This window comes from Rhodococcus sp. SORGH_AS_0301 (genome assembly GCF_030818285.1).
Lineage (GTDB): Bacteria > Actinomycetota > Actinomycetes > Mycobacteriales > Mycobacteriaceae > Rhodococcoides.
The window spans coordinates 2,679,754-2,694,622 of record NZ_JAUTAC010000002.1 but is presented as its reverse complement, the minus strand read 5'-3'; the positions used below and the strand labels follow the sequence as shown (position 1 = coordinate 2,694,622).

General features: G+C 67.9%; 12 protein-coding genes, 1 tRNA gene and 1 riboswitch. Of the genes, 8 read left to right on the top strand and 5 right to left on the bottom strand.

Translation table 11 applies throughout. From position 1 onward, the window contains the following. Positions 1–91: 91 nt before the first annotated feature. The gene (locus tag QE397_RS13210; RefSeq protein WP_307095229.1) at positions 92–1,339 is read left to right on the top strand and encodes an ice-binding family protein; all 1,248 of its coding nucleotides are present in this window, start codon (positions 92–94) and stop codon (positions 1,337–1,339) included. Between the two features lies 1 nt (position 1,340). Continuing rightward, on the top strand, positions 1,341–1,970 hold the full coding sequence (locus QE397_RS13205) for a class F sortase (RefSeq protein ID WP_307095228.1): 630 nt from the start codon (positions 1,341–1,343) through the stop codon (positions 1,968–1,970). Here the strand turns inward: QE397_RS13205 and QE397_RS13200 are convergent. After that, a complete protein-coding gene (locus QE397_RS13200) occupies positions 1,963–2,973 on the bottom strand; it encodes a Gfo/Idh/MocA family protein (RefSeq protein ID WP_307095226.1) in 1,011 nt (336 codons plus the stop codon). The two genes, QE397_RS13205 and QE397_RS13200, sit on opposite strands and share 8 nt — an antisense overlap. A gap of 62 nt (positions 2,974–3,035) precedes the next feature. Between QE397_RS13200 and QE397_RS13195 the strand changes: the two genes are divergently transcribed. Both QE397_RS13195 and QE397_RS13190 read left to right on the top strand, forming a co-directional pair. Continuing rightward, entirely contained in the window at positions 3,036–4,013 is a 978-nt protein-coding gene (locus QE397_RS13195; protein WP_056447194.1) for a Gfo/Idh/MocA family oxidoreductase, read from the top strand. A 45-nt stretch (positions 4,014–4,058) separates the two neighbouring features. Further along, entirely contained in the window at positions 4,059–4,700 is a 642-nt protein-coding gene (locus QE397_RS13190) for an ANTAR domain-containing protein (RefSeq protein WP_307095223.1), read from the top strand. A gap of 18 nt (positions 4,701–4,718) precedes the next feature. On the opposite strand, the gene QE397_RS13185 is transcribed toward QE397_RS13190, so the two are convergent. Further along, complete coding sequence (locus QE397_RS13185) at positions 4,719–6,317, bottom strand: GMC oxidoreductase (RefSeq protein WP_307095221.1); 1,599 nt, start codon at positions 6,315–6,317, stop codon at positions 4,719–4,721. 142 nt (positions 6,318–6,459) lie between these two features. Here QE397_RS13185 and QE397_RS13180 point away from each other — a divergent pair, with 142 nt between their 5' ends. Beyond that, entirely contained in the window at positions 6,460–7,542 is a 1,083-nt protein-coding gene (locus QE397_RS13180) for a tartrate dehydrogenase (RefSeq protein ID WP_307095219.1), read from the top strand. A 310-nt stretch (positions 7,543–7,852) separates the two neighbouring features. On the opposite strand, the gene QE397_RS13175 is transcribed toward QE397_RS13180, so the two are convergent. Beyond that, on the bottom strand, positions 7,853–8,932 hold the full coding sequence (locus QE397_RS13175; protein ID WP_056447203.1) for an SDR family oxidoreductase: 1,080 nt from the start codon (positions 8,930–8,932) through the stop codon (positions 7,853–7,855). Between the two features lie 350 nt (positions 8,933–9,282). Between QE397_RS13175 and QE397_RS13170 the strand changes: the two genes are divergently transcribed. Continuing rightward, positions 9,283–10,905: a GMC oxidoreductase gene (locus QE397_RS13170; protein WP_307095217.1), complete on the top strand. Its 1,623-nt coding sequence runs from the start codon at positions 9,283–9,285 to the stop codon at positions 10,903–10,905. Between the two features lie 8 nt (positions 10,906–10,913). Here the strand turns inward: QE397_RS13170 and QE397_RS13165 are convergent. Together QE397_RS13165 and QE397_RS13160 are read right to left on the bottom strand one after the other, a co-directional pair. After that, a tRNA-Cys gene (locus QE397_RS13165) sits at positions 10,914–10,987 on the bottom strand. A 48-nt stretch (positions 10,988–11,035) separates the two neighbouring features. After that, entirely contained in the window at positions 11,036–12,262 is a 1,227-nt protein-coding gene (locus tag QE397_RS13160; RefSeq protein WP_307095215.1) for a GGDEF domain-containing protein, read from the bottom strand. A 582-nt stretch (positions 12,263–12,844) separates the two neighbouring features. Beyond that, positions 12,845–12,941, top strand: a riboswitch (SAM riboswitch). A 169-nt stretch (positions 12,942–13,110) separates the two neighbouring features. Between QE397_RS13160 and QE397_RS13155 the strand changes: the two genes are divergently transcribed. Together QE397_RS13155 and QE397_RS13150 are read left to right on the top strand one after the other, a co-directional pair. Continuing rightward, positions 13,111–14,067, top strand: a complete 957-nt coding sequence (locus tag QE397_RS13155; protein ID WP_231476123.1) for an amino acid ABC transporter permease — start codon at positions 13,111–13,113, stop codon at positions 14,065–14,067. After that, positions 14,064–14,846, top strand: a complete 783-nt coding sequence (locus QE397_RS13150) for an amino acid ABC transporter ATP-binding protein (RefSeq protein WP_307095213.1) — start codon at positions 14,064–14,066, stop codon at positions 14,844–14,846. The genes QE397_RS13155 and QE397_RS13150 overlap by 4 nt, the downstream gene beginning before the upstream one ends. Positions 14,847–14,869: the final 23 nt, after the last annotated feature.

Sequence of the window (14,869 nt, the reverse complement as noted above, 5' to 3'; positions counted from 1 at the left end):
GCACCGCTCTGCGTCGTCGGGGACAGAGTCTGCGCACCACATGTGCTGCATCTCGGATGCGGCACATTCACCACATCGCGCAAGGAACCGCATGATCAGGACACACCTCGACCGCTCTCCCTTCGACGCCGCGAAGCGAGGCCGCCTCCCCGCACTGGGTACCGTCGCCGTCGCCACGGCGGCTCTGATGATCGTCGGCGCGAGCACCGCCGACGCCGCCACTCCGGTGGGACTCGGCACCGCTGCCAGTTACGCGGTCCTGGCCGGTGCGGGCGTGACCAACACCGGCCCGTCGGTCATCTCGGGTGACCTCGGAACCAGTCCGACCGCGGCCGTCACGGGGTTCTCGCCCGGTCTCGTGAACAACGGCACGATCCATGCCGCCGACGCGGTTGCGCTGCAGGCGCAGTCGGACCTCACCACGGCATACGATCAGGCTAGTGCGGAGCCGATCTCGGCGAACGTCGCTGCCGACATCACCGGCAGCACCCTCGCCCCGGGGGTCTACAAGGCTTCCAGCGCACTGGCCCTGAACGGCACCGTCACGTTGGACGGTGGATCGGATTCCGACGCCGTCTTCGTCTTTCAGGCACCGTCCACATTGATCACGGGGTCCGGCAGCAGAGTGGCACTGATCAACGTGAATCCCTGCAACGTCTTCTGGCAGGTGGGCAGCTCGGCGACCATCGGTACCTCCACGACGTTCGTCGGAACGGTACTGGCGCTCACCTCGATCAGCGTCCAGAACGGTGCGACCGTCTCCGGACGTGTGTTGGCGCGCAACGGCGCGGTCACCCTGGACGACAACGTGATCACGGCGAACGACTGCTCCCCGCGGACGACCACCACCCCGGTCGGCGACGGGGGAGTCGTGGTGCCTCCCATCGTGATTCCGATCCCGTCGATCCCGGGACTGCCGTCGATCCCCGGTGTCCCGCCCGTGATCACCATCCCGGGTCTTCCGGGGTTGCCGGGTACACCGCCCACCTCGTCGGTGCCCACCGCACCGGCGGTCCCGCCCACCTCGGACACTCCCGGTACGCCGGGAACCCCGAACACGCCGGGAACCCCGAACACGCCCGGAACCCCGAACACGCCCGGAACCCCGAACACGCCGGGAAATCCGAACACGCCCGGAACCCCCGGTGTCCCCACGGGTCCGGACGCGCCGGGCCGGTACTCGCCGGGCAGCCAGATCACTCAGGTCCCGGGTGGTGGCGTCGACACGGGTGACGGCAGCACCGTCCGGTCGGCCGACCATCGGCAACCCGTGTCGATCGGCCTCGCGGCCGCGGCGATCATCGGGTCGGCCCTGGTGCTGCGTCGTCGAAAGAGCTGACATGGCATCACGTTCCGTCACCACCGCGGCGCGCTCACTGTGCGCTGCGGTGCTGCTCGCGCTGGCGCTGATCTCCGGATGCTCCACTGCTGCCGGCACCGCCCCGCCGGCGCCGGCCGCGACCGAGTCGGCGGACGTCGGCGTGGTCGACGAGGGCACCACCGGTGTCCCTGATGCCGTGGCCCTCTCGTCGCCGCCGGTCCGCATCGACGTTCCCGCGATCTCCGTGAGTTCCGACCTCATGGGCCTGGGTCTGCAGCAGGACGGGACGATGGAGGTACCACCCGGCGCGTTTCCGGCCGGGTGGTACACGGGTTCACCGATTCCCGGCGCGATGGGGCCGTCCGTGATCGCCGGTCACGTGGACTGGGACGGTGCGCCGGGTGTGTTCTCCCGGCTCGGTGACCTCGTCCCGGACGACGACGTGATCGTCACTCTGCAGGACGGCACCACGTCGCGCTTCCGGGTCACGGAGGTCGATCAGTACCCGAAGGCCGAGTTCCCGACGACCACGGTGTACGGCGACATCGACCACCCGGGACTCCGGCTGATCACGTGTGGCGGTCGATTCGACAGCGACGCAGCCAGTTACGACGACAACATCGTGGTCTACGCCGATCTGATCAGCTGATCCGGTCGCGGATCCGGTCGATGATCTCCAGGGTCGCGACCGCGTCGGCGAGGGGATGGACGGCGGACTCGACCTCGCCGACGGAAATCCTCCTCGCAGCCTCCACCGCGGCGAGATGCAGTCCGTCGACCTGGAGGCCGGGGGTCTCGTCGTAGGCGAGGGTGATGCCGTCGCGGAGTGCGACGGTGAACGGCCCCGGCATGAAGAAGGGCCCGGCGATGGTGAGCGTGCCGTCCCGGCCGCACACGACCGCCGTCGTCGGCGTGTTCGTCAGGATCGTGGTGTTGAGCACCGCATGTCCGGACTCGCCGGTGAGAAGGGCCGAGATCTGACCGTCGATCTCGTCGTCGGCAGGTCGACTCCGGGCATCCACCGTCTCCGGTGCACCGAGAACCGAGTAGGCGAAGGACGCGACGTACGTTCCCAGATCCAGGAGCGGGCCACCGGCCAGCGCCGGATCGTAGATGCGGTGATCGGTGGTGAAGAACTCGCCGTGATCCGCGAGCACCGTGTGGATCGGTCCGAGGACGCCGCTGCGGAGCACCTGCTCTATCACGTCGAACTTCGGCAGGAATTTCGTCCACATCGCTTCTCCCGCGAACACTCCTGCCGACCGTGCGGCCTCCGCGATACGGGCCGCGCCGGCCGCGTCGACGGCGAGCGGCTTCTCGACGAGCACGTGCTTGCCCGCGGCGATGGCGTCGAGGGCGTTCGCGAGGTGCTCGGTGTGCGGCGTGGCGATGTACACGATGTCGACGTCGTCGTCGGCGAAGACGGCCTCGTAGGTGCCGTGCGCGCGGTCGACGCCGTGCTCGTCGGCGAAGGCGCGTGCGCGCTCCGGTGAGCGGGATCCCACCGCGACGACGGTCTGGGTCGTGTGCCGGTGCAGTGACTCGACGAACCGGTGCGCGATCCAGCCCGGCCCGAGGACTGCCCACCGGAGCACGGGCGCGTCACGGGGATCGGGAACTCGTGACAGGGGGAGGGAGGCGCTCTGCGTCATGCGGCAGAGCCAATCAGACGAAAGCACATTTGTCAGGACATTAAGATGTAATACTTTCGATCATGACTGTGCGGGTTGGAATCATCGGTGTCGGCGTCATGGGAGCGGACCATGCCCTGTCCCTCGATCGGCGGGTGTCGGGCGCGGCGGTGACCGCTGTCGCCGACTTCGACGCAGCACGGGCGAGTGCAGTCGCCTCCACCCTGCGCGGCGCCACCGTCGCGGCGGACGGCCCGGCGCTGATCGAGCGCGACGACGTCGACGCCGTCGTCATCGCCTCGCACGATTCGACCCACGCCGAACTGGTGCACCTGGCGCTGGCCGCGGGCAAGCCGGTGCTGTGCGAGAAGCCGCTCGCGCCCACGGCGGCGGAGTGCCGCGAGATCATCGCCGCGCAGGGCGAACGCACCTTGATCACGGTCGGCTTCATGCGTCGGTTCGATCCGGCCTACGTGGAACTGAAGCGCGTGGTGTCGTCCGGTGAACTGGGTGAACCCCTCGTCGCCCACTGCGTGAGTCGCACCGTCGAGGCCTACCCCGGCGGCACGTCCGCGTCGACCATCACCAACTCCGCGATCCACGAACTCGACATCGTGCCGTGGTTGCTGTCGTCGCCGATCACGGAGGTGAGTTGGCACGCGGGTCGTACGTCCGCGCACTCCGGAACGCGCCAGGATCCGCAGATCATGCTGTTGCGGACCGAGTCCGACGTTCTGGTGACGGTCGAGATCTTTCTCAACGCCCGCTACGGATACGACACGAGGTGCGAGGTGGTGGGCGATATCGGAGCGTCTGCGCTCGTGCTGCCCACTCACGTGGTCACCGACCGCGACCGCCGGCGGTCCGTGGCCTACCCGGCCGACTGGGTTCCCCGCTATGCGGACGCGTATCGCCTGCAACTCCAGGAGTGGGTCGATTCCCTCGAGGCCGGCCGGGTCTCGGAGCTCGCCGACGCGGACGCGGGGCTGCGTGCAGGTCTCGTCGCCGACGCTCTCGTCGCCTCGATGAACGAGGGCGGCCGAACCGTCGTCGTGGAGTGATCTCGGCGGTACGTTTATCCATGTCCGACTCGGGCACCAGAATCCATGGATTCCTTCGACGCCACCCGCGCCGTGGTGGAGCGGTACGCGCCGTCGCTGGGTGTGGACGGGATCGCGGTGGCAGTCATCGTGACCGCGGCGATCCGCGACCTCGTCTACAGCAGCGACGACGTCGCGACCCGCATCGAGGAACTGCAGTTCACGCTGGGAACCGGGCCGTGCCTCGATGCCTTCCGGAGTGAACAGACGATGATCAGCATGGTCGGTACCGACGAGGGCTCGCCGTGGCCGCTGTTCGACGACGCCGTTCGAGCTCTCGACGTGGGTGCCGTGTTCGCGCTTCCGGTGGGCACGGAGCCGACGGTGGGCGTGCTCGAGCTCTATCGCCGCGACGCGCATCCGTGGTCGCCGGTGACCGCGGCGCGTGCCGTGCGGTGCGCCGGGGAACTCGCGTCCGCGGTGCGCCGCGACGTCGCCGGAGTGGGGGACGACGCCGCGGACGATCCGTTGTCCCGCGCCTCCGTGCACGTGGCTGCCGGCATGATGGCAGCACGGTTCCGGATCACCGCCGACGAGGCCGTGGTTCGGCTCCGGTCCCTCGCCTACGCAGACGGGGTCCGCGTCACCCAGCTCGCGGACGACATCGTCGCGCGGCGGGTCGAGCTGACCGATGCCCTGCTGAACTGACGCCGGCCGCGGAGCGACTCAGATGACGGTGCCGACGTCGGAGGCCACGATGCTGTCGAGAGCGTGCTCCGCGACTGCGGCGATGGTCATCGACGGATTGCAGGCGGCGCAGTTGCCCGGGATCAGGGCGCCGTCGAGAACGTAGAGGCCGCGCTGTCCCTGGACTCGACCCTCCAGATCACAGACCGTTCCCATGTTGGCCCCGCCGAGCGGGTGCCAGGTGGACGGGAACACCGCGTTGGTGTCCACGACGAGGCTGTTCGGTCCGGCGATCGCGCGCACACGCGGGTCGATGTGACTCTGGATGGCCGCATCCCCCTCGTGCGGCCACCGCAGGATCGCATCGTCCCGCGCACCGTCGTAGACGAAACGCCCACGGGCGTCGCTGACGCCGTAGCCGACCAGAACGGTGGTTCGGGCATCCACCCCGAGAGGGGGGAACGACGCCTGGATGACCGTCATCGCGCGGGACGGGTCCGCCCAGTCGAGACTGCCGAAGACCACCGGGCCGCCCTGTGCGGGTCCGAAGTCCTGGTCGAACGTCGTCCACGAGTAGATCCTGTCCGCGTTGGTGCCCCAGCCGTCGCCGAGCGCGTCCGGCATGTCCGGGATCCGGCCGGACGCTGCCGCCCGCATCAGCAGTCGCGTGGTGTTCATGCTGCCCGCAGCCATGATCAGGGTCGGCGTGGTGAGGATCTTGTTCTCCACGACCGCCCCCGAGGTGTCGATGCGGTCGACGTAGACCGTCCACCGGCCGTCGGACGCCCGTTCGACGTCGGTGACCTGGTGCAGGGTCTGTACCGTCGCCAGCCCGGTCGCCTCCGCCTCGGCGATGTACGTGACGTCCACGGAGAACTTGCCGCCGTTGTTGACGCCGATGGCGCCGTCGCCGTTGGTGTAGGACGGGGCCATTTCGCCACGAAGTTCGTCGAGCGCGAAGTTCCAGTCGATGGGCATCGGGATCTTCGACACGGGGAGTCCGAGTCGTCGTGCACTGTCCCGGAATGCTCGTGGTGCAGCGTAATTGGGGCTGTCGACCAACTCGTCGGGCGCGACCGCGAGGTGCAGCATCCGGGCGACCCGCGGGTAATGGACGTGATCGAGCAGGCCCCAGTCCAGTGCGCCGGGGAACTGCGACGCGAACACCGCCTCGGCCGGCTGCAGCGTCATCCCCTGATAGACGAGGGACCCGCCGCCGACCCCGGCCGCACACAGCGCGGTCATGTTCTCGCCGGGAACCGCCTCGACGAGGCCGGTGTACGCCGGGACGTCGATCGGACGTCCGAACACGTTCTTCGCGGATCCGTACCAGAGGAAACGACCGTCGGGTGAGCGAGCGTGCGGAAAGGTCTCGGCGTTCGGACCGGTCGGCCATCGCAGACCGCGCTCGAGCACGGTCACCGGAACGCCTGCCTGTGCGAGGCGCAGTGCGGCGACGCCGCCGCCGAACCCGGAGCCGACGATCACCACGCGGTGATCCTCGCGGGAGAGCGGAACTCGTTGTGTGCGTGCGGCGATGCCGTGAGCAGAGGCGCGGGCGGCATGGTTGCCGGCGATCAGCGCACCGCCGGCCGCGGCGGCGCCGGAGAGGAACGTGCGGCGAGTGAACGGTGACATGCGGCTTCCCCCGGATCGTTCGTGGAGTCCGCCGATACCTGTGGGCACCCCCCGGCGAACACCCGATCTCGATGCCGGGTGCTCAGAACCTAGACAGTTCTGTCAGCGAGTGTCAAGGTTTCGTCCCGACTAGGCTCGAACGATGGCTACCAGACGCATCGCAGTGATCCCGGGTGACGGCATCGGCAAGGAGGTGGTTCCCGCCGGTATCGAAGTACTGGACGCCGCGGCGGCGGCGTTCGACCTCGACCTCGAGTACGAGTACTTCGACTACGCCAGCGCCGACTACTACGTCGAGCACGGAAAGATGCTTCCCGACGGCTGGTTCGAGGAAATCCGACCGTTCGACGCGATCTTCTTCGGAGCGGTGGGCTGGCCGGAGGTGGTGCCGGACCACATCTCGTTGTGGGGCAGTCTGCTCCAGTTCCGACGTCACTTCGACCAGTACGTGAATCTGCGGCCCATCCGGCTCATGCCGGGCGTCACCAGCCCGCTCGCGGGACGCGAGGTCGGCGACATCGACTTCTACGTGGTGCGGGAGAACACCGAGGGGGAGTACACCGATCTCGGCGGCCGGATGTTCGCGGGGACCGAGCGTGAGACGGTGATCCAGGAGACGGTCATGTCGCGCATCGGCGTCGACCGAATCCTGAAGTACGCCTTCGAACTCGCCGAGACCAGGCCGAAACGCCACCTGACGTCCGCGACCAAGAGCAACGGCATCTCCATCTCGATGCCGTACTGGGACGAGCGGGTCGCCGCCATGGCGTCGCATCACCCCACGGTGGACGTCGACAGCTATCACATCGACATCCTCACGGCGAACTTCGTGCTGCACCCGGACTGGTTCGACGTGGTCGTCGCGAGCAATCTGTTCGGGGACATCCTGTCCGATCTCGGACCGGCGATCGCGGGCACCATCGGCATCGCCCCGAGTGGAAACATCAACCCGGAGGGGCTCTTTCCCAGTCTGTTCGAGCCGGTGCACGGATCGGCACCGGGTATCGCGGGCAAGAACGTCGCCAATCCGATCGGACAGATCTGGAGCGGCAGCATGATGCTCGATCACCTCGGCGAACCCGATGCCGCGCGCACGGTCCTGACCGCGGTCGAGAACGTGTTGGCACGGGGCGGCGCCGCGCTCACCGCGGACATGGGCGGAACGTCGGGGACCGACGAGTTGGGGCGCATCGTCGCGGACGAGGTGACCGCTCTCGCTCGCTGATGATGTTCTCGAAATTGACACCGTTTCGGGGCGTTGTCTGTGAGCACGACCAAGTCAGTGACAGGTCACCACACCGTTCATCGTCGTCCGTGACGACGGGTCCTTCATGATCTGTGTGCGCGAAACAATCGCGACATCACTCACTCGGGAGACATCATGCTCAGCATTCTCAACGGCCTCAGCTTCCTCAATTTCTCGTTCGGAGATCTGCTGCCTCTGACCGATTTCCTGAACATTCTGAAGAGCCTCTCGATCGCGTCCTGACGCCGACGGCCGGGCGGGTCCACCCGCCCGGCCGTTGCGTCCGACGTCAGCGAGGAATGATCCGCGCGTCCCGGTACCGAGCGAGGTTCTCCGCGAAACTCTCACTGGTCGAGCGGAATCCGAGGAACCCCGCCTTGCGGCTCTTCGTCATGTCGGTCAGGCACTCCATGTCGCGGCCGAGGTCGCCGTCGGTGTGCCACCACGATGCGAGTCGAGTCACGTCCGACTCGACGAGGTCGTACTTCTCGGCGATGCGCCGCCACGCGTCGGGTGCATCGTCCATTCGCGTCGCCAACGGTCGTGGTTCGGTGTCGAAACCGACGGGTTCGACACCGAAATGGTCGGCGATGCGCGGCCACAGCCATCGCCAACGGAACACGTCGCCGTTCGCGACATTGAATGGCTCGTCGGCGCCGTTCTCGTTCGTGGCGGCCCAGATCATCTGCTCGGCGAGCAGATCGGCATCGGTGACATCGGTCAGACCGTTCCACTGGGTCTCCGAACCGGGGAAGACGAACGGCTCGCCGGTCTCCTTGCAGAGAGTGGCGTACACCGACAGGGTGAGTGCCATGTTCATGGCGTTGCCCACGGCGAACCCGAAGATGGTGTGTGCCCGGTGCACGCTCCAGGTGAAGCCCAGTCGCTCTGCGCCCGAGAACAACTCGTCCTCCTGGGCGTAGTAGAAGTTCGGTGTGTCGAGGCGCTCCTCGCTCTCGTGGAACGGGGTCTCCGCCGTCACCGCGGCGCCGTAGGCGTCGAACGGGCCGAGGTAGTGCTTCAGACCCGTCATGAGAGCGACGTGCTTCACCGAGTTCTCCGGCGCCAGCGCGTCGAACGTGTTCCGGAGGGTGGCGGTGTTCACCTCGATGTTCTCCGCCTCCGAGTCCTGCATCATCCACGCCGTGAAGAACACGAGGTCGGGCGCCGTTCCGCGCAGTGCCTCACTCAGCGCATCGGCGTCGAGAAGGTCGGCCGTCACGGGTGTCACGCCGTCGACCGGCAACTCGGTCTTGCGCGACAACCCGTAGGTGCGCCACCCCGCGTCGACGAGTCGTCGACAGATGGTCTGCCCCGAGATGCCGGTGGCTCCGACGACGAGCGCCGTGCCCGGACTTCGTGCTGCCATGTGTGTGATGCCTCCGATCGGTGATCGTGTCTCGATCCTGCATGGGCTACCCATGGGGGCAACGGAGCAACCAGTGGGGCCGAGTGGCGCGGCGCACTGGTCCGCTACGAGGCGCCGAGCGCACCGCCCGGTGCCGAGCGCGCGCTGCACCGTGCGCGGAACGCCGTGCGCAGCGCGCGGGCGCCGGAACAGCTCGAGTGGTGCGGCGCACTCGTCGACGTCACGGCCGATCGCCTCTCATCGAGCCGGGCGAAGTGGACAACTTACCGGCGAGTAAGGAAGCTTCAGCGCATCCGCTGCCCGTCCGCGACGCCCGCGATCACCTGCACCGGGTGGAGAGAAGCGTCGACATGCAGTGGTCGAGAAGACAGTTCCTGGGCGCGATGGGCGTCGCGGGCCTGATCGGGTCGACGGGACCGGGAGCGGTGTCCCGCGCGGCTCCGATACTCGACGGTCTGTACCGGTCGGCGGTGCCCGAGCTCTACGCACCGATCGATCCGGCGCCGGCGCATTCGGAGGCCGTGGTGGTCGGATCGGGCTTCGGTGCCGCGGTCACCGCGCGGCGCCTCGCCGAGGCCGGCGTTCGCGTCACCGTCCTGGAGCGCGGGTCGCAGTGGCCCACGGATCCGCGTCGACAGATCTTCGCCAACGACTTCCTGCCGGACGGGCGCGCGTTCTGGCGTCGCGGTGGCACTGCTCCGCTGACCGGACTGCCCACGGTTCCCACCGACCGCTTCGGCGGCATCTTCGACGTGAGTGAACACGGCACCATCGACGTGTGGTCCGGAGCCGCGGTCGGCGGTGGTTCGTTGGTGTTCACCGGCGTGATGATCGCCCCCGAACGACGGTTCTTCGACCAGCTCTTCACCGGGCTCGTCTCGTACGACGAGATGCAGGCGCTGAACTACCCGCTCGTCCGTTCCGAGCTGCGGCTCGCACCGATGCCGGAGGACGTCTATCAGTCGCTGCCGTTCACGCATTCACGGGTGTGGGATCACCAGGTCCGCCGCGCCGGGTACACACCACAGCGCATCGACGGTATCTGGGACTGGGACGTGGTGCGCGGAGAGATGGCCGGTCGGTCCCGTCCGTCCGCGATCATCGGGGAGTCGAATCTCGGCAACTCCAACGGCGCCAAGTTCGACCTCAACCGCAACTATCTGGCCGCTGCTCGCGCCACTGGCCGGTGCACGATCCATGCGCGTCACGAGGTCACCGCCGTGACCAGGGAGGCGGACGGTCGCTATTCGCTGACCGTGGATCTGCTCGACCCGTCCGCCGAGGTCCTCTCCACCCGCACGGTGACCTGCGACGACCTGTTCCTGGGAGCCGGGTCGATGGGAACGTCGCGGCTTCTCGTGCATGCCCGCGACACCGGACTGCTCCCCGACCTGAACGAACACGTCGGTGAGGGATGGGGCACCAATGGTGACGCGGCACTCGTCCGCGGCATGAGCCCGGAGGGCAACGGCATCGTGCAGGCGTCGCCCTCGGCGTCGAGGATCTCCGACGACTCGGGCGCCCCGCTCACCCTCGAGAACTGGTTCGTCCCCGGATCGCCCGTCGATCTGACGCTGATCGGCTCGTTGGGCATGGTCATGGACCCGACGAGAGGGCGGTTCGTGTGGGACGAGTCGACGCGGTCGGTACGGCTCGACTGGCCGGAGGCCGGCAACATCGCCGTCTCGGACGCCCTGCGACCGGTGCACGACCGCATCGCGGAGCGCTCCGGAATCGGTGTGGGGTATCCGCCCCTGCGGGTTCCGGACGTGAACACCTCGTTCACGGCGCACCCGTTGGGAGGGGTGGTGCTGGGCCGAGCCACCGACGCGCACGGCCGCGTCCTCGGCCACGACCGGTTGCACGTCGTCGACGGAGCGCTGATCCCGGGCAGCACCGGCAGAGTCAATCCGTCGCTCACCATCGCGGCGCTCGCCGAACGCAACATCGCGACGGTGATCGCCGATCGCTGAGCGCCCCGTGGAGCGAATGACGGGAATCGAACCCGTGTGCACGGCTGTGCAGGCCGTTGTCTCACCACTCGCCCACATCCGCAGTGAGTCCCACGTCGGGAAACCCGGACCTGTCGGGACAGAGTTGCGCTCACGGTGATTCTCGGGCTGTCGCGGTGAGATACCTCGCGGCCTCCGCCGGGTTCTCGTCCGCCAGTGACGCCAGCGCTCGACACAGTGCGCCGAGTGAGGTTCCCTCGGCGTGCGCGGCCGACTGCAGGAGTGCCGCCGCGGTGTCCCGGTCCACCGCGAGGTGTTCCATCGCCATGCCGATGCTCTGATCGAGCGCGGCCGCGGAGCGCAGTGCCGCGGAGTATCGATCCGAACGGGACGTCGTCGCCACGTCGATCTCCGTCTCGAGGCGCCGAGACAGCATCGCGAGTCGGACGGCCGTGTGTTCCGGCCCGAATCCGCGGGTCTGGAGCGCGACGAGGGTGGCAGCGACCGCCGCGGCGGCCTCGGTGCGCGCGCGTCTCTGCACAGCCTGCCGTCGACGGGACCGGAGGTGCTCAGACGACCGTGCTCGCAGCAGTGACGGCGGGTGGAACCGAGTCGTGTCGCCGTGCTCGACGCGGTCACGACCGAGACGCTTCGCCCGGTACATCGCATCGTCCGCGCGGGAGATGAAAGAGTCGAGCGTCGACTCCACGTCGCCGAGGGCGAGCGCGGCGCTGTCGGGAGCCGTGGCCACGGCCGTCGTGGTGCCGATGCTCACCGTCACCGAGCACCGTGTGCGCACCGATCGCAGGACACGGTCCGCGAGATCGGCCGTACGCGCACCGCGGGCGACGACCAGGAACTCCTCGCCGCCGAGACGAGAGACGACGGCGCCCGCCGGAGTCGCCAGCACCACCGCTCGCGCGACGGACTGCAGCGTCCGATCACCGTGGGTGTGTCCGTGGGTGTCGTTGACGGCCTTGAAGTTGTCGATGTCGATGACGAGGGTGGTGACCGATTCGTGCCGCGACGCCGCGGCACCCAGCAGTTCCGTCAGACGGGGGAGTACGCCCCGGCGGTTCAACAGGCCGGTCAGGACGTCCGTGCGTGCGAGCACGTCGAATCGGTGACTCACCCGCACCATCGACCGCCGCAGGCCCCACACCAACACGACGGGGACGACGACGATGGTCAGGGACGCGCCGGCACTGATGAACGCGATGGCCGCAGATCCTGCCGAGGCGAATGACACCACGACGGCGGCTCCACCGGCAGCCACGGTGAACGACCACGCGATCGCGGGCGGCGACGCGGCCGCGGAGAGCACCGGGACGATGGTGAGCAGCGCGGCGATCGCGAGGGAACCCGCCGGATCGGTCACCGCCACCGCGGAGAACGTGCGTACCGCACAGCATCACCATGCCCATGGCGACGAACTGGCGTTCGGTCAGCCGCCCCGAGCGCCAGATGATGCCGGCTCCCACCACGGCCGCAGCGACGGCGAGAGCGGTGGCGAGCATCGGGGCGATGCCGGGGAAGAACAGACCGGGCACCACCCAGCCCGCTCCCAGTGACAGGGCGGAACCGGTGATCGCCGCTCCCATCGCGATCGACCGGATGTCGAGCACCTGCCGTGCGGGTGTCTCGAGAGGCGACTCGGTGAGCGACGTCCGCGCGCCGCGGTGCGCTCTGTCGATGTGTGGCGTCACGCGAGCACCCCGGTCCCCGTCACCGGTGATCCGTCGTCGGCTGACCTCCACCGTGTACCCCGTGAATGTACCGACCGGGACGGTTCCGTCGCGGCGATCCGGCGCACGTCTGGCCGTGAGACCTCGGGCGCGTGACCACCGCGAACACGCGGTCGGTGCGGTTGTCACCCTTTCCGGTCATCCTGATTCGAACTCGACGGAGCCGAAAACTGTTGCGCGATTTGACGTCTCGAGACGTCGGCGCTACATTTTCCTCACCATCCAGAGCGACCGAGAGACCTGGCTCGTCGACGTCGCAGCAACCCGCCTCGAGTTCGAGTGTGTGGGTGCTACCGCCAGGACCGATGGAGGAGATCCGCCGATGAACACTGTGACGAGCCGACGCCCGCACGTCCTTCGCCTGCACCTCGAGTCGTGTCGAGAGTGCTGCTGCGCCTGTACGCGGCGCTGACCGGGTCCCTCACTTCGTCCTCTCGAAAGGCACAGCGATGTTCGCTGCCCTCACGCACCGGTGCAGCCGGTGACTCAACTCCACGATCGACCGGTCGCCACCGACGCCGGTGACGTCTCGGATCACGACCTCGTCGTCGCACGCACGGTGCACCCGTGGCGGTGGATCATCGCCGTCGCGACCCTGGTCCTTCTCGCACAGTTCGTCCACGGGCTGGTCACCAACGCCGGCTGGGACTGGGGCACCTTCGCTCAGTACTTCACGGCGCGGTCCGTCGTCACTGCTCTGTGGCTCACGATCCAGCTGACCTTCTGGGGCACCCTCATCGGGTTCGCACTCGGCATCGCTCTCGCGGCGGCGCGGTTGTCGCAGAACCCGGTCCTGCAGATCATCTCCTGGTTCTACATCTGGGCGTTCCGGTCGATCCCGCTGATCGTGCAACTGCTGTTCTGGTTCAACATCGCCTACCTGTATCAGCGGTTGTCCCTGGGCATTCCGTTCGGACCGAGCTTCGTCGAGTTCGACGTCAACAGTGTCATCAGCGGGTCCACGGCGGCGATCATCGGTCTGGCCCTGCATCAGGCGGCGTACTCGGCGGAGATCGTGCGCGCCGGCATCATCTCGGTCGATCAGGGGCAGCTCGAAGCCGCTGCGGCGCTGGGGATCCCGAAGCGACGCGAATTCTTCGCGATCGTGCTGCCGCAGGCCATGAGGGGAATCCTCCCCAACGCGGCCAACGAGGTGATCAGTCTCTTCAAGGGCACCTCGATCGTCTCGGTCATGGCCATCGCCGAGCTGTTCTATCAGGTCCAGGTGATCTACGGACGGACCGGCCGCGTCGTCCCGATGCTCATGGTCGCGACGGTCTGGTACGTGATTCTGACGTCCGTCCTGTCCGTGGTGCAGTTCTACGTCGAGCGGCACTACTCCAAGGGCGCACTGCGCACGGTGCCGCTCACGCCGATCCAGAAGTTGCGTTCGCGCATCGCTGCGCTGCCGCTGTCACCGAGGGGAGCAACTCGATGACCGCCGAGATCGAGACTGCGCGGTATGCGGTCGAGGTACGGGGAGTGCACAAGTCCTACGGTGCTCTCGAGGTCCTGAAAGGCGTGGACCTGACCGTGCGGCCGGGGGAGGTCGCGGCCGTTCTCGGACCCTCCGGGTCGGGCAAGTCCACTCTGCTGCGCACGGTGAACCACCTCGAGAAGGTCGACGCCGGATCCGTCCGAGTGGACGGTGCCCTCGTGGGATACCGCCGCAGAGGGCGGAAACTGCACGAACTGACGCCGAAGGAGATTCGGCGCCAGCGCTCGCAGATCGGCTTCGTCTTCCAGAACTTCACCCTGTTCCCGCATCTCACGGTGCTCGAGAACGTGGTCGAGGCACCCGTGTCCGCACAGCGACGTCCGCGGTCGGAGGTGGAACCCGAGGCTCTCGCACTCCTGTCGCGGGTCGGTGTCGGTGACAAGGCGCACGACTACCCGCGGCGGTTGTCCGGCGGACAACAGCAACGCGTCGCGATCGCCCGGGCGCTGGCGCTGCGCCCGAAGGTGATCCTGTTCGACGAACCCACGTCGGCACTCGATCCCGAGCTGGTGGGCGAGGTGCTCGATGTCATCCGCGGTCTCGCCGCAGACGGCGCGACGCTCGTCATCGTCACGCACGAGATCGGCTTCGCACGCGAGGTCGCCGACACCGTGGTGTTCATGGACGGCGGCGTCGTCCTCGAACAGGGTTCTCCTGCAGAGGTGTTCGACACCCCGACCCACAGTCGCACTCGAGAGTTCCTCTCCCGGGTTCTCTGATTCCCACGCACACCTCTCCCGAA

Bases quoted from the DNA above. Each gene is read 5' to 3' on its own strand.
- QE397_RS13210 (WP_307095229.1), top strand. From the start codon at position 92: ATGATCAGGACACACCTCGACCGCTCTCCCTTCGACGCCGCGAAGCGA.
- QE397_RS13205 (WP_307095228.1), top strand. From the start codon at position 1,341: ATGGCATCACGTTCCGTCACCACCGCGGCGCGCTCACTGTGCGCTGCG.
- QE397_RS13200 (WP_307095226.1), bottom strand. From the start codon at position 2,973: ATGACGCAGAGCGCCTCCCTCCCCCTGTCACGAGTTCCCGATCCCCGT.
- QE397_RS13195 (WP_056447194.1), top strand. From the start codon at position 3,036: ATGACTGTGCGGGTTGGAATCATCGGTGTCGGCGTCATGGGAGCGGAC.
- QE397_RS13190 (WP_307095223.1), top strand. From the start codon at position 4,059: ATGGATTCCTTCGACGCCACCCGCGCCGTGGTGGAGCGGTACGCGCCG.
- QE397_RS13185 (WP_307095221.1), bottom strand. From the start codon at position 6,317: ATGTCACCGTTCACTCGCCGCACGTTCCTCTCCGGCGCCGCCGCGGCC.
- QE397_RS13180 (WP_307095219.1), top strand. From the start codon at position 6,460: ATGGCTACCAGACGCATCGCAGTGATCCCGGGTGACGGCATCGGCAAG.
- QE397_RS13175 (WP_056447203.1), bottom strand. From the start codon at position 8,932: ATGGCAGCACGAAGTCCGGGCACGGCGCTCGTCGTCGGAGCCACCGGC.
- QE397_RS13170 (WP_307095217.1), top strand. From the start codon at position 9,283: ATGCAGTGGTCGAGAAGACAGTTCCTGGGCGCGATGGGCGTCGCGGGC.
- QE397_RS13150 (WP_307095213.1), top strand. From the start codon at position 14,064: ATGACCGCCGAGATCGAGACTGCGCGGTATGCGGTCGAGGTACGGGGA.